Here is a 17769-nt window from a genome sequence, read left to right as displayed (position 1 = left end):
TCGCGAACGCCTCCGGCCGCGGCCGTCTCGGGTAGCGGACGCCTCGGATCAGAGACAGGGCAGCGGGGCCTGACGGGGGCCGTTCGGCGCCCCGCCGCGGCCCTCCCAGGCGAAGGAGGAGCCGCGGCGGGGCGGGCGCGTCAGCGCTTGACGAACAGGTGCGGCGGCGGCGGGCCGAAACGGCCGCGGAGGAAGTCGACGATCCCTCGGACCTGCCCCTCGGGGCTCCAGTAGGCGCCCCGCCGGGCCGGGGCGACCGCGCCCGACGCCAGCTGCCACAGCGCGATGCAGAGGCGGATGAACATGTGGTAGCGGCCGGAGTGCTCTCGCACGAGCAGCAGGGTGTTGCGAAGCTGCAGGTAGTCGATCGCGGCGGCCGCCGAGCCGACGTACGGGTTCTTGACCATCGCGCCCCGCACGAGCCCGGACTCCCAGCCGGCGGACTTCGCCCGCAGCGCGAGGTCCGCCTCCTCGCAGTACGCGAAGTAGCGCTCGTCGAAGATCCCGACCTCGTCGAGGCAGGCACGCCGGGCGAGCATCAGCGTGCCGTGTGGCTGACCGATCGGCTCCCAGCCCGCGTCGGCGCTCCCGGGCACGAGGATCCCGCCGAGGTAGGGATCGACGACCGGCGTCATGCCGTCGCCGACGTCGGCGCACGCCAGCCCGGCCCGTGGGTGGTCCGCGAGCACGCTCAGCATGTGGCTCAGGCAGGTGGGCTCGGGCAGCGCGTCGTGCGGCGCGATCACCACCCACTCGCCCGCGTCCCGGTCCGCGAGGAACCTGCGGTAGCCGATGTTGACCGCCGGTCCGAACCCCAGGTTGCTGCCAGCCAGCACGACCGCGACGTCGGCGGCCTCGACGGGCGGCACGACCGCCGATCCGTTGTCGACGATCGTGATCGTGACAGGAACGTCTTGGGCGCGGAACGCTTCGATCGTGTCGACGAGTCGTTCCGGCTGGTCGCGGTGAACGAGGATGACCGAGAGAGGCTGCACGAACCAGTGCTACAGCAGGGAGGGGGCGCCAGGCGCGCCAAGACGGAGAATGCCGCCGATCCCGCGGTGGCAACCGTCTCCCGCCGGGCCGTGCCGCGGGCCGAAGCCGCTCCGGCACCCAGGGGTGGGCATGCCCGGACCACCTGCCAGCGCCCCCGCCAGAACCTCCTTGACCTTCCAGCCGCTGGAAGGTCTTGACTGGCTTCATGGCATCGAGCGTCACCATCGGTGAGTTCTCGCGGATGTGTCACGTGAGCGCGAAGACGCTGCGGTACTACCACGACATCGCCCTGCTGGTACCCGACGCCGTCGACGAGTCCACCGGCTACCGGCGCTACTCGACGGATCAGGTGCGCGACGCCCACCTGATCCGCCGCCTGCGGGATCTGGAGATGCCGCTGGCCGAGATCCGCGGCGTGCTGGTGGAGCCCGACGGCACGGCCCGGGAGCGGGCCCTGGCGCGGCACCTCGACCGGATGGAGGCCGAGCTCAGCCGCACCAGGGACGTGGTGCTGTCGCTGCGGCGCCTGCTCGGATCGGTGCCGGCGATACCGGTGATCCGTCGTCAGTCACCGGCCGTCACGGTGCTGCGGACCTCGGCCCGGCTGGCCCGCGACGAGGTCGGGCAGTGGTGCGGGCAGACCTTCCCGGCGCTCTACGGGCTGCTCGCGGAGCACGGCCTGGACCCGGCGGGCGCCGGTGGCGCGACGTACTCGGCGGAGTTCTTCGAACGCGACGCGGGCGAGGTCGTGGCGTTCGTGCCCGTGTTGCCCGAGTCGGCGCCGGACGGTGACGACCGCTTCGCGGTGCTGCCTCGGCAGCGTTACGCGGTCGCCGTCCACAGCGGCCCGTTCGCCGACTGCGACCTCACATATGGATGGCTCGGCGGCCAGGTCGCCGAGCACGACACGGCGGTGGACGGCCCGATCAGAGAGGTGTACCTGGTCGGGCCAGACCACACCGACGACCCCAGCCAGTTCAGGACCGAGATCTGCTGGCCCATTCAACAAGGAGATCGATCATGACTCAGCTCACGGTCGGCAACGTCACCGTCGACTGCGAGAACGCGGCCGAGCTGGCCCGGTTCTACGCGGAACTGCTCGGCGGCGCCGTGGACGACGGAGCCACGGAGTTCTTCGCCACGGTCGGGCGCGCGGCCGGAGCAAAGCCGGTCCTGATGTTCATCAAGGTGCCGGACCGCACCGCTGGCAAGAACAGTATTCATCTGGATCTGCACGCACCGGACGTCGCCTCCGAGGTGGAACGGGCTGTCGGACTTGGCGCGAAGCACGTCGCCGACTTCGCCGAGTACGGGGTGGTGTGGACCACTCTGGCCGACCCGGAGGGCAACCTCTTCGACATCGGCGACGGCGGCGAGGGGTCGTAGTCCCGGGCGGTCAGGTCGGGCTGAGGCGAGCCCGGTGGCCCAGATCCGCCTCGCCGGATGTCCGGACATCGTCAATGTCCGGACATCCGATCCATCACTCGGCGCCGCCCGGGTCATCCGCCCGGGTCATCCGGCGACGGCTACCGGCCGACAAGCCAGTGGGCTGGCGCCGGCCCCGCATCAACGCCGCCGCTGACACCGCTTCTCACCGCGCCGAGGCGGGTCCCCGCTCCGCCAGCTGGGTCACCGATCTGACCAGGTCACCGGAATCGGCACCGGGATGAACACGAACCGTGGGCGGACCTGCCGCGGCCGCTGGTTGGGCGGCACCAGGAGAGGCGACGCCAGGGGAATCGTCGCGGTCGACGGCAGCGAGGAGACGGCCGGGCCGGTGGGCGGGGTGGCCGTCACCTTCGCCGTGTCGGTGATCTTCCCTGCCGCGACGTCGGCCTGCGTCGTCGTGTAGTCGGCGAAGCAGAACCCCAGCCTGCCGGGCGCGAGCGACTCCGCGCAGCGCACCGGCCCCAGCCCAGGATGGGGGTCGTGCACGGTGATGTCGGTCAGCGTGGCGTTGCCGGTGTTGAAGACCCCGTAGAGGTAACGGATCGACTGCCCGGCCCGGGTGAACCGTTCCTGGAGGGTCCCCTTGATCAGCGCCACGGCCGGGGCGGCGAGGGCGGGAACGGTCACTGAGACGGGAAGTGACAGGACTGCCGGGCCGGCCGGCGGTGTGCCGACAGCGGTCGCGACGTTGGTGACGCCGCCGGCCGTCACGTCGGCCTGGGTCGTGGTGTAGGGCGCCACGCAGTCCGTCGAGGCCCCGGGCGCGAGCGTCCTCATCTCGCAGAAGGCGAAGGTGATGCCGGCCAGCGAGTTCCGCAGGGTGACACCGGTCAGCGTCTGGTCGCCCGTGTTGGTGACCGCGTACTGGAAATGGATGATGATCCCCGCGGAGGCGAACGACTGCTCCGGCGGGGGCAGGGCCGCGATGCCGATGCCTGGCCCGGCGGCCGCCACGGCGGGCCCCGCCGCCGGCGCCGGTTGGGCGGAGCTCGCGGCGGGCGGTGGCGCGCTCACGCCCATGGCCGGCGGTGTCGCCTCCAGAGCCGGTGCCGCCGCCAGAGCCGGTGCCGCGGCCAGAGCCGGTGCCGCGGCCAGAGCCGTGGCCGCCGCCGGGACCAGCAGCGCCACGAGCGTCGCGGCCTTGGCCGTCAGGCGCCGGGGCACCGGGTGGCGCGCCCGTGGCGAGGAACCGTGGGCGCGCGGCGCCGTGCGCGCCGCGGTGGCTGGCTGCGCGGGGTCGCGCCGGAGGTGGCTGGGCATGGCGAGATGCACCTCGAGCTTTCAAGCCGGTGGCCGGTTCCGACGGCGGGTCGCCGCCGCGCACGGACCCTTCGAACGGGCTCGGTCCGCCCGCGGGTGCCTGGCGGCCCCGATCGCGTCGAACTCGGCATGCGCTCCACGGGACTGCGCGTGGATAGTTACACAGAGTAATCAGTCGGCTGGGGTGCGCCGCTCGGGCGTGTCGTCGGCCCACGTCGCTGGCCCGCGTCGTCGCCCGTGTCGTCGGCCCACGTCACCGGGCTGAGTCCGCGCCGCCGGCGGCCGTGGCGAGGCCGCGCGCCAGGACGCGTTGGTCACGAGCGTGGCCGGCGCCGTGAACCCGCGGCCGGTGGCGGCGCGGGACGGTCTACCCGGACGCGCTGGCGGCAGGGGTCCCGCGTGAAGGGTGACGGCGTGCTGACCCCGCACCGGGGTGGTCGCCACCCTCCGCGGCGAAACCCACATAATCGGGCCATAGGAGATACCGCTCGCTGGTCCTGCCGGCGGGCCGGACCTCCACGGGGCAGGGCGAGATGGTCGGTATCGCCTTCGAGATGACGCGAGAGGCTGAGGCGACGTGAACGACAGCCCGATGGCTGAGGTCGGTACGACGGACCTGACGAGCCTGGCGGGCCCGGTGGACCCCGTGGTCCTGCGGACGGACGTGCCGCACACCGCGCGGATCTACGACTACTACCTGGGCGGCAAGGACAACTTCCCCGCCGACCGGCAGGCGGCCGAACAGACGTTGGCGGTCTACCCGCACGCGCCGATCGCCGCCCGGCAGAACCGTGAGTTCGTCCGCCGGGCGATCAGGTTCCTCGCCGCCGAGGTCGGCATCCGCCAGTTCCTCGACGTCGGCACCGGCATCCCGACCAGTCCCAACCTGCACGAGATCGCCCAGGGCATCGCCCCGGAAAGCCGGATCGTCTACGCGGACAACGATCCGATCGTGCTCGCGCACGCCCGCGCCCTGCTTGCCAGCACCCCCCAGGGGAAGACCGCCTACCTCGACGCCGACCTCCGGGAACCGGAGAAGATCCTGCACTCGGCCGAGTTGCGCGACACGCTCGACCTGTCCAAGCCGGTCGTCCTGTCGGTCATCGCGATCCTGCACTTCATCCCGGACTCCGACGACCCCCTCGGCCTGATCCGCCGGTATCTGGACGCGCTGCCCACGGGCAGCTATCTGGCGCTGACCCACGGCACCGCCGACTTCGCCTCCGACGTCGCGCGGGCCCAGGAGGTGTATCGCAAGCGCGGAATCTCCGGGTCGGCGCGCAGCCGGGACGAGGTGGCGCGCTTCTTCGAAGGCCTGGACCTGGTCGAGCCCGGGATCGTGCCCGTGCATCGCTGGCGCCCCGACGGCACGATCCCGGAGGGCCTGACCGACGCGCAGGTCAGCGTGTACGGCGCCGTCGCTCGAATCTCCTAGGAAACCGTCTCCGGCCAGCGGCGGCCTCTCGTCCCCGTACGATCGCGTCCCCGTACGATCGCGTCCCCGTACGATCGCGTCCCCGTACGATCGCGTCCCCGTACGATCGCGTCCCCGCGGCCGGCACCAGGCGGTAGAGGTGCCGGCCGCGGCGCCGGAGCGTTCTGGCGTGGGTAGTTACGGCGTCGGGCCGCCGGGCGAGGGCGCCAGACCCACCCCGTCGATGCCCTGGCGCGCGTGACAGGCTCGGCTGCCTATCCGCCGAGCGCGGTCAGTGCCCTGTCGGCGTGAATGTTCATGTTCAGCTCGCTGGAGATGACGTCGATGAGGACGCGGTCCTTGCCGATCACGAACGTGGCGCGCTTGACCCGGAGCAGGTCGATCGACCGCTTCACGCCGAATTCCCTCGAAACGGCGCCGTCCTCGTCCGACAACAGCGGGTAGTCGAAGGAATGCTTGTCGGAGAACTGCTTCTGCTTGGCGACCGGGTCGGTACTGATACCTATCCGCTGGGCGCCGACCTTGGCGAACTCCGCCGCGAGGTCCCGGAAATGGCAGCTTTCGGCGGTGCAGCCCTTCGTCATCGCCGCCGGGTAGAAGAACAGGACGACCGGCCCCTCCTCCAGCAGCGTGGACAGCTTGCGTGGAGTGCCGTTCTCGTCCGGCAGCTCGAAATCCGGCGCGGTGTCGCCGACGCGCAGCATCTTCTGCGTTCCTCCCCCTCAGGCCGGGCCACGTTCCGGGCCCGGCGCTCGAGGCCGCCGGGACGGCAGCCGCTTTCTCACCATAGTCCGGCCCGGTGGCGACCCGCCACGATCCGTGGGCAGGACAACCGTGCCAGGATCGCGGGCCGCCGTATCAGGCTCCGTAGAGAGCGCCGAGGCTGTCGTGGAGCCTCCTGGCAGTCTCGTATGCGACGTTCCGCGGGTCATCACGGCGGCGGCGCACACGACGGGGCCGGCCATGTGACTGAAGAGCTCGAACTCGCCGTTGCCCAGGGTGTGGTGCACCTTGGCACGGGCCCGTTGGGTCGGCATGGCTGGCATGCCGGTGAGGTGGAAGACCGGCAGGTTCTCCGCGTAGGAGCCGGCGACCGCGTTGATCGCGCTCAGCTCGCCTACGCCATACGTCGTGCTGAGCGCGCCGATTCCGCGGACACGCGCGTAGCCGTCGGCGGCATAACCCGTGTTGAGCTCGTTGCGGCAGCCGATCCATTCGAGGCCGGGGTGCCGCACGATGGCGTCCTGGACGGCGAAGGCGAAGTCGCCGGGCACCCCGAGACGTCGTCGACGCCGATCTCCTTCAGGCGTCGGAGAACATACTGGATCACCGTTTCAGGCATGAGGACTCCTCGATGCTTTCAGCGAGGGTCATCCGACGTGGTGCCGGCCGCCCTCCCGCCCCGACGGGCCGCGCTGACCGGAGAGCGCGCAACCATCCGCCCAGGTTTCCCGTCGGGCTCGCGGCCCCGGGCCGAGGCCTCCGGGACCAGGCCGGGCGTGCATGGGAACGGCCTGCCCGTCTTCGGCGTCGCGGCATGTCCCCGAACGCGCATCCCGGCGCCAGCCGCCTGGCCGGGCGCCGTCTGACCGGGCACCGTCTGGCCCGGCGCGCGGGCGGCTGGAGCTGAGGCGCGCCGCTGGCTGTGCCCAGGTCAGGTCGTCGGTCCCCTGAGGAGCAGGAGGGCGACGTCGTCGGTCAGGGGGCCACCGTTGCGGCGTTCGACGCGGTCGATGAGCTGGTCGGGGAGAGTGTCGTCGCCGGGGGGTGGGCCGAGGGCGGCGATTTCGGTGAGGACGCCCTCCCAGCCGAGCCGTTCGCCGTAAGGGCCGTCGCGTCCTTCGAGGAGCCCGTCGGTGGCGAGCAGGAGTTCCCAGCCGTGGGGGAGGGGGACGGTGATCTTTTCGGTGGGGAGGGTGTCGAGGACGCCGAGGGCGGGTCCGACGTGGGTGTCGGGCAGCGGGGTGGGGGTGGGGTGGATGAGGGCGGGTGGTGGGTGGCCGGCGAGGCGCATGCCGACCGAGGCGCGGTCGGGGGCGATGGTGAGGGTGCAGGCGGTGGCGAACAGTTCGTCGTTGGTGCGTTCGCTGACGAGGACGTCCTGGAGGTGGGCGAGGCGGTCCGGTTCGGGGACGGCGGCGAGGACGAGGGTGCGCCAGGCGATGCGCAGGCTGGCGCCGAGGGCGGCTTCGTCGGGGCCGTGGCCGCAGACGTCGCCGAGCAGGACGTGGACGACGTTGTCGGGGGTCTCGACGACGTCGTAGAAGTCGCCGCCGAGGAGGGCTTGCCTGCGTCCGGGCCGGTAGCGGGCGAGGGGGCGTAGGCGGGTGTCGCGCAGCAGAGGAGTGGGCAGGAGGCCGCGCTCGAGGCGGGCGTTTTCCTCGGCGCGCAGTTGTGATTCGCGCAGGGCCTGGGCGGCGCGTTCGGCGTCGCGGCGTTCGAGGGCATAGCGCATGGCGCGGACGAGGGTCTTGCCGTTGATGTCGCCTTTGGCGAGGTAGTCCTGGGCGCCGGTCGCCAGGGCTTCGATGCCACGGTGTTCGTCGGCCAGCCCGGTGAGGACGACGATCGCGGCGCGGGGCGCGAGGCGGCGCATGGTTTCCAGGGCGGACAGGCCGTGGCTGTCGGGAAGTCCGAGGTCGAGCAGCACGCAGCGGACGTCGGTGGCGAGTGCGCGGGCCTCGGCGAGGCTGCTGGCACGTAGCAGCCGGACCGGGGCCGACGTCTCCTCGAGGAGTTCCTGGACGAGGAACGCGTCGCCGTCGTCGTCCTCGACCAGGAGCACGGGCCAGTCGGTCTGGTCTGGCTCGGATGCGACCTGCGCCGGCAGCTCGACCACGCTCCGCATGGGACTCGGCGATGCCTTTCTGGCGAACGATCCGCGACCCGTGGCTTGCCGCGGTGCCGGCGCCGTCAGGGCGTACCAACCGGCCAGACCACACCTAACTCATCAACGGTGGGGCGCGGTACACCCCTAAGGGTGGGGTATCTACCACGCTGCGGCGGGTATCCCCCGCCTATGGAGGATGGGCCGCAAGTACCGCCGATAGCCGGGGCGTCCGCGCCGATCACGGTGGCGCTAGTCGATGACTACGACATCGTGCTCGCCGGAATCGCCCGGATCCTGGAGCCCTACCAGCGGCATGTGCGGGTCGTCGAGATCGACAGCAATCGGCCTGTCGCGCAGGACGTCGACATCGTGTTGTACGACTCCTTCGCCCAGCCCGAGGCCGGCGGAGACGAGATCGCCGAGATCGTCGAGAACCGGCACACGGGACGGCTCGTCATCTACACCTGGAACTTCCATCCGAATCTGGTCGAGGGCGCCCTGGCGCGCGGTGCCCGCGGCTACCTGTCGAAGACGCTGCCGGCCCGCGACCTCGTCGCCGCGCTGGAGGCCGTGCACGCGGGCAAGGTCGTCGTGAGCCCGTCACCACGCTCCCGCGTCATGGCCGGCCTGGACTGGCCGGGCCGAAGCGAGGGCCTCACCGAACGAGAAGCCGAGGTTCTCGCGCTGATCACCCAGGGTCGCAGCAATCTCGAGATCGCCAGGATCACCTGCCTCAGCCCGAACACGATCAAGTCCTACATCCGCGCGCTTTACCGCAAGATCGGTGTGGCCAGCCGCTCTCAGGCCGTGCTGTGGGGCGTCAACCACGGCTTCGCCCCGGACCACCACCGCATCCAGTCCTGGCGCCCTCAACGGGAAACCTCGTGACCGTTGAGCGGGGCGGCCCTGACGGGCGGCTGGTCATGACCTGTGGGGCGTTGGACCATGATCCCAGACGTCATGGTGCCGAGGACCTCCTCGTCGGGCACCACAGCCCATGGACCGATCCCAGGACCGGCCAGCCACGTGGGGCGATTTCCATCGCCCCACGTGGCTCGCCCACGCCGGACCTCGGAACTCATGGGGGACTTTGTCGGGTGCTCCGACCAGCGCATCCGGACTCTTCGGAGGCGCGGCAATCTGTAGTTCTTCGTTCGGGCGTTCTTCGTTCGGGCTGGTCGCGGTCAGACCGCCGCGGCCGCCTCCGTCGCTCGGGCCTTGGCCGCCGCGACCCGCGGTGACGCGAGGGCCGCCAGGACTCCCGCGGCCGCGAGGCCGGTCGCCACCGCCAGGCCGCGGTGGAAGCCGTCGACCAGCGCGGTCTGCTCGGACGCGCCGCCGGCCAGCGCCGCCCCCGTCCGGGAGTTGGCGAGCGTGCTCACGACGGCGAGGCCAAGTGCCCCGCCGATCTGGTAGAAGGTCGTCACGACGCCGGAGGCCGCGCCCGCGTCACGCGGTTCGACATCCACGACGGCGGCGATCTGCGCGGGCACGCCGACGCCGATGATGCCGAAGCCGAACAGCACCAGCCCGGGGAGCAGCGCGGTCAGGTAGCTGCCGTCCGCGCCCGCCTGGATGAGCGTCACCAGGCCGGCCACGCTGAGCGCCGCGCCGCCGAGCTGTACCGGCCGGGTGCCGATCCGGGTGACGAGCTGGGAGGCCACGGCGGCGGCCACGACGGCCGCGACGCCCATCGGCAGGAAGTGCAGGCCGGCGGCGAGCGCCGAGTCGCCGCGCACCTGCTGCAGGAAGAGCGCGGTGAGGAAGAACATCGACAGGAAGGCGCCGCCGTTCAGCGCGAGCGCGAGGCTCGCCGTCGTGAGCGAGCGAGACCGGAACAGTCTCGGCGGCACGAGCGGCGCGACCGACCGGACCTCCACGACGACGAACGCCGCGAGCAGCGCCACGCCACCGGTGAGCGCACCCATGACCTCCCATGACCCCCAGCCGAGCGGTTCGGCGCGCACCACGCCGTAGACGACGGCGAGCAGCCCCGCGGTGCCGAGGATGGCTCCAGCCGCATCGAACGCCCGCCGTCCGTCGGGGGCCTCCTGGCCCGCCGGGCCGGTCTGGCCGTCCGCCTCGCGTGGTTCGGCGACACTCTCGGCCACGAAGACCCGGACCACGGCGAGCAGCGCCACGACGATCGGCACGTTCACGAAGAACACCCACCGCCAGCTCAGCGCGTCGACGAGAACGCCACCCGCCACCACGCCGAGGGTGCCGCCGAGGCCGGCGAGACCGCCCCAGACCCCGAGCGCGATGTTGCGGTCCCGGCCCTGCGGGAACGTGACGGTGAGGATCGACAGCGCGGCCGGGGACATCAGCGCGCCGCCCAGCCCCTGCGCGGCGCGGGTCGCGACCAGGACGCCCGACGTGGTCGAGAGGCCGGCTACCAGCGACGCCGCGCCGAACAGGACCAGGCCGGCGACGAACATCCGGCGCCGGCCGAGCAGGTCGGCCGCGCGCCCGCCGAGCAGCAGGAAACCACCGAACAACAGCGTGTAAGAGTTGATCACCCATTGGAGGCCCGCCGCGGAGAAGCCGAGATCCCGCTGGATGTCGGGCAGGGCCACGTTGACGATCGTCACGTCGAGCACCACCGCGAACTGGGCGAGCGCCAGCACGACCAGGGTTGCCCAGGGACTGCGTCGCATTGCTTCCTCATGTTCCTCGCGGGGCTACGCCGTCCGCTTACGGCATACGCATACGACGTATGTCTGCGATGTATGTATACGACGTAGATCTAGCCGGACTTTAGGTGTACGCCGTAGACTTGTCAACGTGACGGCAGCGGAGACCGGACGAGCGGCGGGGCGGCACCCGTCCCCGCGGACGCGTGGGCGGGTTCGGGAGCCTCTGACGAGGGACCTGGTCGTGGCCGGGGCGATCGCTCTCGCGGACGTCGAGGGACTCGACGCGGTGACCATCCGTCGGCTCGCCCAGGAGCACCAGGTCACGCCGATGGCGCTCTACCGGCACTTCCGGGACAAGGAGGAGCTGTTCGACGGCATCGCCGAGCGGTTGTTCGCCAACGTCGCGCTGGCGGAACCGTCGGACGCCCCCTGGCACGAGCAGCTGCGCGACCTGCTGGGCGCGCTCACCGAGGCGGTGCGGGAGCATCCGGCCGTGGCGGGCCTGGTACTGCCGAGGATCATGTCGTCACCGCCGGGGCTGGAGCTCGCCGAACGCGGCCTGGCGATGCTGCGCTCGGCCGGCTTCTCCGTCGAACGGGCGGCCGAACTCGGAACGATGGCGGTGACCTCGGCGATCACGCTGGTCACCAGCGAGCCCGGGGCTCCCCGCATCCGGGACCCGGAGGCCCGCGACGACGAGATCCGGGCGAAGCGAGCCCGCCTCGCCGCGCTCTCGCCGCGGCGCTACCCGAACGTCGTCGCCGCGGCCGACGCCCTCACCAACTGCGCGAGCCCGCCTGACTACTACCGCCTGGGCCTCGACATCGTCGTCGCCGGGATCCGCGAGGCGCAGCCGCGCTGACGCTCCCGCCCGTGGTCTCGCCACCGGCTCCGGGCAGGGCTGAAACCGGAGCCCGAGCCGCCGCTGGGGAGGCGAAAGTCCTCGATCAGGTGAATCGGTCGGCGACGTCACGCATCCTGCGCGCGGCGGCGAGGGCGGCCCGGACGTGGTCGCCGCCGAGCAGGGCCGCTGACTGTTCGATCGTGGCGGCGTAGCGCAGGTGCCGGTCGCGGGCGTGCTCCCGGCACGGCAGGCAGGTGACGCGCTCGGGGTGAGGGGACGTCGAGGCGTACGGCACCCGCGTGTCGCATCCCGTCCGCACCGTGCGCGGCGCGTCGGCGACGAGCCCGAACACCGAGGCCGTCACCGCGCGGGTGTCCGCGCTGGTGTCCGGCACCGTCCACTCGACATGCACATGCGGGTCGTCCATGTTCCCGTTCCCCTCCGTGGACGAGGTACCGCGGGTTCGCCCACCCGGCCTGCTACCCAGTGTTGCGCAGGCCCGCGGCGATGCCGTTGATGGTCAGCAGCAGGGCCCGGCGCAGGCGCGGGTCGATCTCGCCGTCCGGGTCGGCCTGGGCGTCGGCGCGCGAGCGGGCGAGCAGGGAGACCTGCAGCGCGTGCAGCGGGGCGAGGTACAGGTCCCGGACCTCCAGCGTCTGCCGGAGCACCGGTGCGTGCTCCAGCAACGTCGACGCCCCGGTGACGGCCAGCACCTCGGCGACCGTGCGCTCGTGCTCGGCGCGGATCACCTCGAACGGGCTGGCGTGCTCGGCCGGAACCAGCGTGGTGACGTAGTCGGCGGCGATACGCAGGTCGGTCTTCGCCAGCGTCATCGACACGTTGCTCAGGAACGTGCGGAAGAAGTGCCATGACCGGTACATCTCGGCGAGCGTGTCGCCCGCGCCGGCCGCCCGGGCGGCGGCCAGGCCGGTGCCGACCCCGAACCAGCCGGGCAGGATGATCCTGGACTGGGTCCAGCCGAACACCCACGGGATCGCGCGCAGGTCGGCGAGCCCGCCGGCGCCGCCCGGCCGGCGCGACGGGCGGGAGCCGATGTTGAGGTGGGCGAGCTCGTCGACGGGGGTCGCGGCGAGGAAGAACGGCACCAGCGCCGGGTCGGCCGTCAGGCGCCGGTAGGCGGCGCGCGCGGACTCGGTCACCGCGTCCATTGTCTGGTCCCACTCGGCGAGCACGTCCGCCGGCTGCCGGGACGCGCGGTGCAGGATCGACGCCTCCAGCACGGCGGCCAGCGCGATCTCCAGGTTGTGGCGGGCAAGCTGGGGCAGCGTGTACTTGTCCGAGATCACCTCGCCCTGCTCGGTCACCTTGATCGGGCCGTCGAGGGTGCCGAACGGCTGGGCGAGGATCGCCTCGCCGGTCGGCCCGCCGCCCCGGCCGACCGAGCCGCCGCGGCCGTGGAACAGCCGCAGCACGACGCCGTGCCGGCGCGCGACGTCGCGCAGTTCCCGCTGCGCCTTGTGGATCTCCCACTGGGACGCGGTGATGCCGGCGTCCTTCGAGGAGTCGGAGTAGCCGAGCATGACCTCCTGGAGGTTCCCGCGCGCGGCGACCACCGCCCGGTAGGCCGGGTCGGCGAGCATGCCGTCGAGCAGCCGTCCGGCGGCGCGCAGTTCGGCGACCGTCTCGAACAGCGGCACGAACCCGATCCGCGCCCGCGCGCGCATGCCGTCCGGCGTTCCCGCGCCGTCCCGCGTTCCCGCGCCGTGCTCCGCGCCCGCGCCGTCCTGGGCTGGGCCGCCGGTCGTGCCGGTGCCGGGGGTGATGTCGACGAGGCCGGCCTCGCGGGCGAGCACGACGACGGCGAGGATGTCGTCGACGTCCCGGGTCATCGAGACGATGTAGCTCTCGATGACGTCCTCGCCGAACCGGTCCAGCGCGACGCGGATCGTGGTGAACAGCTCCAGCACCGCCGCCGCCGTCGGGTCGGCGGGGACGGGCGCCGCCGCGCCGGACAATGGCCGGCGTCCCGCCAGCTCGCGTGACAGCAGCGCGATGCGTTCGGCGCGGTCGAGGTCGGCGTACGGGCGCCCCAGCTCACCGAGCCGGTCGTAGAGCGCGCCCAGCGCGGCGTGGTGGCGCTCGGCGTGCTCGCGGATGTCGAGCGTCGCGAGCGACATCCCGACCGCCGCCGCCACCCGGATCGCGCGCCGCAGCGGTCCGTCCGCCACCAGCTCGCCCCGGTTCTCCGACAGCGAGCGGTGCATCAGGAGCAGGTCGGCGAGCAGTTCGCGCGCGCTCAGGTAGTCGCGGCCGGGCACATGGGCGGTGCCGGCGGCCAGCCGGTCGCGGGTCGCCGTCAGCCGGGCGCGGACGTAGCTGCACTTCAGCCGGTACGGCTCCGTGGCGTTGAGCCGGATGAACCGGTCGTACACCTCGGGGTGGGCGGCCCGGTCGGCCGCGAGGCTGGCCAGCAGCTCGTCGCTGACCTCGACGACCCGGGTCGAGGCCGTCAGGTCCCTGATGAGGCCGTCGACGGCGCCCAGCAGGACCCGGATGCCGAACTCGTGCTGCAGCGTGAGCACGTCGAGGGTGACGGCGGGGGTGACGTTCGGGTTGCCGTCGCGGTCGCCCCCGGCCCACGAGCCGAACCGCAGCGGACGCGCGGTGACCGGCAGCCCGGCCCCGACCGCGGCGAACGCGCCGTCGAGCTCCTCCAACAGCCCGGGCAGCACGTCCGTGGCGATCGAGGTCAGGTAGTAGGCGGCGGAGCGGGCCTCGTCCGCGGGCTTCGGACGCTCCACCCGGAGCTCGTCGGTCTGCCAGAGCGCGTCGACCGCCTCGGCGAGCCGGCGCTCGACCACCGCGCGCCGTGACGGGTGCGCGCGTGGGTCGTCGGCCGCGTCGAGCAGCTCGGCGATCCCGCGCAGCACGTCGAGCACCGACCTGCGGCTCGCCTCGGTCGGGTGCGCGGTGAACACCGGGCGCAGCTCGAGGCGGTCCATCACCTGGGCGGGCAGCCGTGGGTCGAGCTGGCCCGCGGACACGGCGGCGGCGATCCGGACGCCGGTCTCCTCGAGCGCGCCGCGCGGGCGGTCGGCCAGCTCACGTGCCCGGTGCAGCTGCTCGGTGATGTTGGCGAGCTGGAAGTACGCGGTGAACGCGCGCGCCAGCACGATCGCCGTCGGGTGGTCGACGGCGGCGAGCACCCGCTGGAGGTCGCCGCGGTCGCCGCCGCCGCGGGCCAGCGAGCGGACCCGCTCGACGAGCTCCAGCAGCTCGCCGCCCTCGTGCCGGGTCAGGGACTCGCCGAGCAGCTGCCCGAGCCGGCGCACGCCGGCGCGCACTCCGGCGTGCCGCACGTCGGAGGCGACCCCGCCGGCGAAGGTGCCGGCGTCGCGGCTCCCGTTGCCCCCGGCGCCGCGCCCCCGCTCGGCGTCCGGCAAGGGGCCGTTCCCGTGGCCGCTGGTCCGTTCCTCGCCGCGGTGGTCCGTGTCGCGCTGGTCCGTGTCGCGGTGGTCCATGCCGCCGTGGTCCGTGTCGCGGTGGTCCGTGTCGCGGTGGTCCATGGCCGTCATGCCGCCCTCCGGTGGTCTCGGTCTTCGCGCGGGGCGCGCTCAGCGGAGCTTCCCGCGGACGTGGGCCTCGTAGCCCCGGTCCTGTGCCGGCCGTGTCGGCGCGCGCCTTCGGTTCGCGGGCCAGGCGGCACCGCGTCGTCGAAGGCCCGCGACATGGCGCCCCGTCGTTGCCCGGACGCCATGCTCGCGCCTCCAGGTCAATTTCCTAGGTCAGACCTGTTTCAGACCGGTCGTTTCGCGGTGCGCGGAGCGGACCGGCGCGGCGAGGCGGCCGCGATGGCGGGGGGTGGGCGGGGGGTGGGCGGGGGGTGGTGCCGACCGTCCGGGTGGCATGCCGGAACCCGGCCACCGGGTGAGTAGCGCGCCAAACTAACACTTGTTAGTATGACCCGCGTCTCGTCTGGTCTGGATCTGGTGGTGCCGATGAGGTCGTCCGTCCTGTTCCTCGGGGTGTCCTCGGGGCCGCGCGCCGGGTTCACGGCGGCCGTCGGCGCGCGGGCCCGGCGCGCGGTGCCCGCTCCGGCGAGCGACCGCTGGAATGACGACGGCTGGAACGCCGGGCTCGCCGTCTGGGGGATCACACCCGGCACGGCAGGGAACACGGGCTCGGCGGCGCGTGTGGACCGCGGGCGGGCCCGGTGAGCGCCCCGGGAGCGCCGGCGGCGGACGGCCCGCGGCGCAGGGTCGCGGTCGTGACCGGCGCGTCCGGTGGGGTGGGCCGCGGCATCGCGGTGGCCTGCGGGGCCGCGGGCTGGGAGGTGTGGATCGCGGCCCGCCGGGCGGCCGCCTCCGCGGCGGTCGCGGACGAGGTGACGGCCGCCGGTGGCCTCGGCCGGGCCTGGCCCTGCGACGTGACGGACCCGGCCGCGGTGGCCGGGCTGGTCGACGCCGTCGATCGGGCTCATGGGCGGCTCGACGCCCTGGTGCACAACGCGACCTCCGGCCTGTCCGCCCGGTCGGCGCCAGCGGCCGAGATCAGCGTCGCCGAGCTCGCCGAGCACGTGGCCGTCGCGGTCACCGGGCTGCGGCGCCTGGCCGTCGCCGCCCATCCGCTGCTCCGGAGGTCCGGCGGGTCGGTGCTCGTGACGACGTCGGAGGCCGGCTTCGAGGGCAAGTGGCTGCTGCCCGCCTATGCCGCCGCCAAGGCCGCGCAACGTGGGCTGGCCCGCGTGCTCGCCCGTGAATGGGGCCCGGACGGGATCCGGGTCAACTGCGTCGCGCCGCTCGCCGACTCCCCGGCGATGGCGCGGGCGTTCGCGGGCGACCCGGCGATGCGGGAACGGGTGCTCGGCCGCAACCCGCTCGGCCGGCTCGGTGACCCCGTGGCCGACGTCGGCGCCGTCGCCGAGTTCCTGATCTCCCCGGCGGCGCGGTTCGTGACCGGCCAGACCCTCATGGCCGACGGCGGAAGCTGCCCCATCGCATGACCCGGCCCGCGGCCGCCTGCCCGTCCGGCCCGCCCAGACCCGGCGCGCCTGGCCAGGCCCTCGGACCGATCCCGTTCGACGAAAGGCGCAGAACCCGATGACACCCCCGTTCAGGGAGCTCGACCTCCCCCGGATGCACCGGGAGCGGCACCGCAAGCTCCAGGACCTCATGGCCGCCGAAGGCCTGGGCGCGCTGTTCCTGCTGACCAGCGGGGGAGTGCTCTACGCCACCGGCGCGAACCCGGTGCAGGGCGACAACAACCGCGTCTACCAGCAACGCGCCGTCGCGCTGGTCGTCGCCGGCGCCGAGCACCCGCACCTGTTCACCGCCTGGCCGGACGCCGCGCCGGCCGACCTGCCCGCCGACCACGTCCATCCCTGCCTGCAGCTGGAGACCGAGGAAGGCGTCGTCGCGGCCGCCGCGCGGATCAGGGAGCTGACCGGCGGCCGCGGCGACCCGGTCGCCGTGGACGACTACACGGCGCCGATGTACCTGCGGCTGCCGGCGCTGCTCGCGCCGTCGCCGCTGGCGCCCGCCGGGCCGCTGCTGGTCGCCGCGCGGCTGCACAAGACCCCGGACGAGGTCGAGTGCATGCGCCGGTCCTGGGAGATCAACGAGGCGGCGACCCACGCCGCCGAGCGGGCGCTGCGCCCGGGCATCCGGCTCAACGAGCTGTCCGGCCCGTTCTACGAGCGGCTGTTCGAGCTCGGCGCGACGTGCAACTTCCTGGATCCGGTGTGGCAGGCGATGCCGCCGCGGATCTCGGACGGGCCGTGGAGCGTGAACGGCGACATCCCGTTCAACCTGATCACGAACGACCACGTCGTCCGCGAGGGTGACGTGATCTGGACCGACACCGTGACGGGCTACGAGGGCTACGCCTCGGACGTCGGCCGGACCTGGGTGTGCGGCCGGCCGAGCCCGACGCTGCGCGGCCTGTACCGGCGCTGGCAGGACATCACCGACGCGGTGCTCGAGCAGCTGCGGCCCGGGGTGAGCGGCGCGGAGCTGGTGAAGCTCGCGACCAGCCTGAACGACGGCAGACGACCCTGGCTCGACCACTTCTTCCTCGGTCACACGCTTGGGCTGGAGGGCGGCGAGTCGCAGCAGATCGGCTCCGACCGGGGCCCCGAGTTCGACGAGCGCTTCGTGCTGGAACCCGGGATGGCGATCGTCATCGAGCCGGTCACCTGGCAGGAGGGGCACGCCGGCTGGCGCTGCGAGGAGCTCGTCGTCATCACCCCCGACGGGCACGAGCGGATCAGCCGCTACCCGAACGAGATCGACGCATGACCCACCCGCCGGCCGACCGGCTGCCCACCGATCACCCGCCCACCGACCGCGCCCACCAGGCG

General features: G+C 73.0%; 16 protein-coding genes. 8 read left to right on the top strand and 8 right to left on the bottom strand.

Annotated features, from left to right (window positions below):
- Nucleotides 1-140 precede the first annotated feature (140 nt).
- Complete coding sequence (locus I6A81_RS04845) at nucleotides 141-995, bottom strand: glycosyltransferase (protein WP_202999444.1); 855 nt, start codon at nucleotides 993-995, stop codon at nucleotides 141-143.
- Between the two features lie 206 nt (nucleotides 996-1201).
- Here I6A81_RS04845 and I6A81_RS04840 point away from each other — a divergent pair, with 206 nt between their 5' ends.
- Together I6A81_RS04840 and I6A81_RS04835 are read left to right on the top strand one after the other, a co-directional pair.
- Complete coding sequence (locus I6A81_RS04840; RefSeq protein WP_202999443.1) at nucleotides 1202-2020, top strand: MerR family transcriptional regulator; 819 nt, start codon at nucleotides 1202-1204, stop codon at nucleotides 2018-2020.
- A complete protein-coding gene (locus tag I6A81_RS04835; RefSeq protein WP_202999441.1) occupies nucleotides 2017-2382 on the top strand; it encodes a VOC family protein in 366 nt (121 codons plus the stop codon). Before I6A81_RS04840 ends, I6A81_RS04835 begins: the two co-directional genes overlap by 4 nt.
- Nucleotides 2383-2625: 243 nt before the next feature.
- On the opposite strand, the gene I6A81_RS04830 is transcribed toward I6A81_RS04835, so the two are convergent.
- Nucleotides 2626-3705, bottom strand: coding sequence for a DUF7507 domain-containing protein (locus I6A81_RS04830; RefSeq protein ID WP_238428160.1), 1080 nt, complete (start codon nucleotides 3703-3705; stop codon nucleotides 2626-2628).
- Nucleotides 3706-4297: 592 nt separating this feature from the next.
- Here I6A81_RS04830 and I6A81_RS04825 point away from each other — a divergent pair.
- Nucleotides 4298-5140 (top strand): SAM-dependent methyltransferase, encoded by an 843-nt coding sequence (locus I6A81_RS04825; protein WP_202999439.1) that lies wholly within the window; start codon nucleotides 4298-4300, stop codon nucleotides 5138-5140.
- Nucleotides 5141-5394: 254 nt separating this feature from the next.
- On the opposite strand, the gene I6A81_RS04820 is transcribed toward I6A81_RS04825, so the two are convergent.
- From I6A81_RS04820 to I6A81_RS04810, 3 genes are all read right to left on the bottom strand, one after another.
- Complete coding sequence (locus tag I6A81_RS04820) at nucleotides 5395-5841, bottom strand: peroxiredoxin (protein ID WP_202999521.1); 447 nt, start codon at nucleotides 5839-5841, stop codon at nucleotides 5395-5397.
- A gap of 21 nt (nucleotides 5842-5862) precedes the next feature.
- Entirely contained in the window at nucleotides 5863-6414 is a 552-nt protein-coding gene (locus I6A81_RS04815) for a thiamine pyrophosphate-binding protein (protein ID WP_202999437.1), read from the bottom strand.
- Nucleotides 6415-6794: 380 nt separating this feature from the next.
- Nucleotides 6795-7988, bottom strand: coding sequence for a PP2C family protein-serine/threonine phosphatase (locus tag I6A81_RS04810; RefSeq protein WP_202999435.1), 1194 nt, complete (start codon nucleotides 7986-7988; stop codon nucleotides 6795-6797).
- Nucleotides 7989-8159: 171 nt separating this feature from the next.
- On the opposite strand from I6A81_RS04810, the gene I6A81_RS04805 reads away from it, so the two are divergent.
- Nucleotides 8160-8858 carry a LuxR C-terminal-related transcriptional regulator gene (locus tag I6A81_RS04805; protein WP_202999433.1) on the top strand — a complete coding sequence of 233 codons (699 nt, stop codon included), beginning with the start codon at nucleotides 8160-8162 and terminating at the stop codon, nucleotides 8856-8858.
- A 296-nt stretch (nucleotides 8859-9154) separates the two neighbouring features.
- Here the strand turns inward: I6A81_RS04805 and I6A81_RS04800 are convergent, their stop codons facing one another.
- Entirely contained in the window at nucleotides 9155-10627 is a 1473-nt protein-coding gene (locus I6A81_RS04800) for an MFS transporter (RefSeq protein WP_202999431.1), read from the bottom strand.
- Between the two features lie 220 nt (nucleotides 10628-10847).
- Here I6A81_RS04800 and I6A81_RS04795 point away from each other — a divergent pair, with 220 nt between their 5' ends.
- A complete protein-coding gene (locus tag I6A81_RS04795; RefSeq protein ID WP_307874479.1) occupies nucleotides 10848-11468 on the top strand; it encodes a TetR/AcrR family transcriptional regulator in 621 nt (206 codons plus the stop codon).
- Between the two features lie 85 nt (nucleotides 11469-11553).
- Here I6A81_RS04795 and I6A81_RS04790 read toward each other — a convergent pair whose 3' ends face one another.
- On the bottom strand, nucleotides 11554-11877 hold the full coding sequence (locus I6A81_RS04790) for a hypothetical protein (protein ID WP_202999427.1): 324 nt from the start codon (nucleotides 11875-11877) through the stop codon (nucleotides 11554-11556).
- 52 nt (nucleotides 11878-11929) lie between these two features.
- Nucleotides 11930-14932: a phosphoenolpyruvate carboxylase gene (ppc, locus tag I6A81_RS04785; RefSeq protein ID WP_407661251.1), complete on the bottom strand. Its 3003-nt coding sequence runs from the start codon at nucleotides 14930-14932 to the stop codon at nucleotides 11930-11932.
- Between the two features lie 477 nt (nucleotides 14933-15409).
- On the opposite strand from ppc, the gene I6A81_RS04780 reads away from it, so the two are divergent.
- The 3 genes from I6A81_RS04780 (at nucleotide 15410) to I6A81_RS04770 (ending at nucleotide 17707) form a co-directional block, all read left to right on the top strand.
- A complete protein-coding gene (locus tag I6A81_RS04780) occupies nucleotides 15410-15628 on the top strand; it encodes a hypothetical protein (protein ID WP_202999425.1) in 219 nt (72 codons plus the stop codon).
- Nucleotides 15625-16413: an SDR family NAD(P)-dependent oxidoreductase gene (locus I6A81_RS04775; protein WP_202999423.1), complete on the top strand. Its 789-nt coding sequence runs from the start codon at nucleotides 15625-15627 to the stop codon at nucleotides 16411-16413. Before I6A81_RS04780 ends, I6A81_RS04775 begins: the two co-directional genes overlap by 4 nt.
- 97 nt (nucleotides 16414-16510) lie before the next feature.
- On the top strand, nucleotides 16511-17707 hold the full coding sequence (locus I6A81_RS04770; protein WP_202999421.1) for a M24 family metallopeptidase: 1197 nt from the start codon (nucleotides 16511-16513) through the stop codon (nucleotides 17705-17707).
- The last annotated feature ends 62 nt before the right edge of the window (nucleotides 17708-17769 follow it).

The sequence above is a fragment of the Frankia nepalensis genome, from assembly GCF_016786325.1.
Classification (GTDB): domain Bacteria; phylum Actinomycetota; class Actinomycetes; order Frankiales; family Frankiaceae; genus Pseudofrankia; species Pseudofrankia nepalensis.
This window is presented reverse-complemented; position numbering and strand designations above follow the sequence as displayed.

What these genes read in the sequence shown, in the direction of transcription:
- I6A81_RS04800 (WP_202999431.1), bottom strand. Translation starts at nt 10,627, where the DNA reads ATGCGACGCAGTCCCTGGGCAACCCTGGTCGTGCTGGCGCTCGCCCAG.
- ppc (WP_407661251.1), bottom strand. Translation starts at nt 14,932, where the DNA reads ATGGACCACCGCGACACGGACCAGCGCGACACGGACCACCGCGGCGAG.
- I6A81_RS04810 (WP_202999435.1), bottom strand. Translation starts at nt 7,988, where the DNA reads ATGCGGAGCGTGGTCGAGCTGCCGGCGCAGGTCGCATCCGAGCCAGAC.
- I6A81_RS04835 (WP_202999441.1), top strand. Translation starts at nt 2,017, where the DNA reads ATGACTCAGCTCACGGTCGGCAACGTCACCGTCGACTGCGAGAACGCG.
- I6A81_RS04790 (WP_202999427.1), bottom strand. Translation starts at nt 11,877, where the DNA reads ATGGACGACCCGCATGTGCATGTCGAGTGGACGGTGCCGGACACCAGC.
- I6A81_RS04770 (WP_202999421.1), top strand. Translation starts at nt 16,511, where the DNA reads ATGACACCCCCGTTCAGGGAGCTCGACCTCCCCCGGATGCACCGGGAG.
- I6A81_RS04780 (WP_202999425.1), top strand. Translation starts at nt 15,410, where the DNA reads ATGAGGTCGTCCGTCCTGTTCCTCGGGGTGTCCTCGGGGCCGCGCGCC.
- I6A81_RS04830 (WP_238428160.1), bottom strand. Translation starts at nt 3,705, where the DNA reads ATGCCCAGCCACCTCCGGCGCGACCCCGCGCAGCCAGCCACCGCGGCG.
- I6A81_RS04805 (WP_202999433.1), top strand. Translation starts at nt 8,160, where the DNA reads ATGGAGGATGGGCCGCAAGTACCGCCGATAGCCGGGGCGTCCGCGCCG.
- I6A81_RS04825 (WP_202999439.1), top strand. Translation starts at nt 4,298, where the DNA reads ATGGCTGAGGTCGGTACGACGGACCTGACGAGCCTGGCGGGCCCGGTG.
- I6A81_RS04840 (WP_202999443.1), top strand. Translation starts at nt 1,202, where the DNA reads ATGGCATCGAGCGTCACCATCGGTGAGTTCTCGCGGATGTGTCACGTG.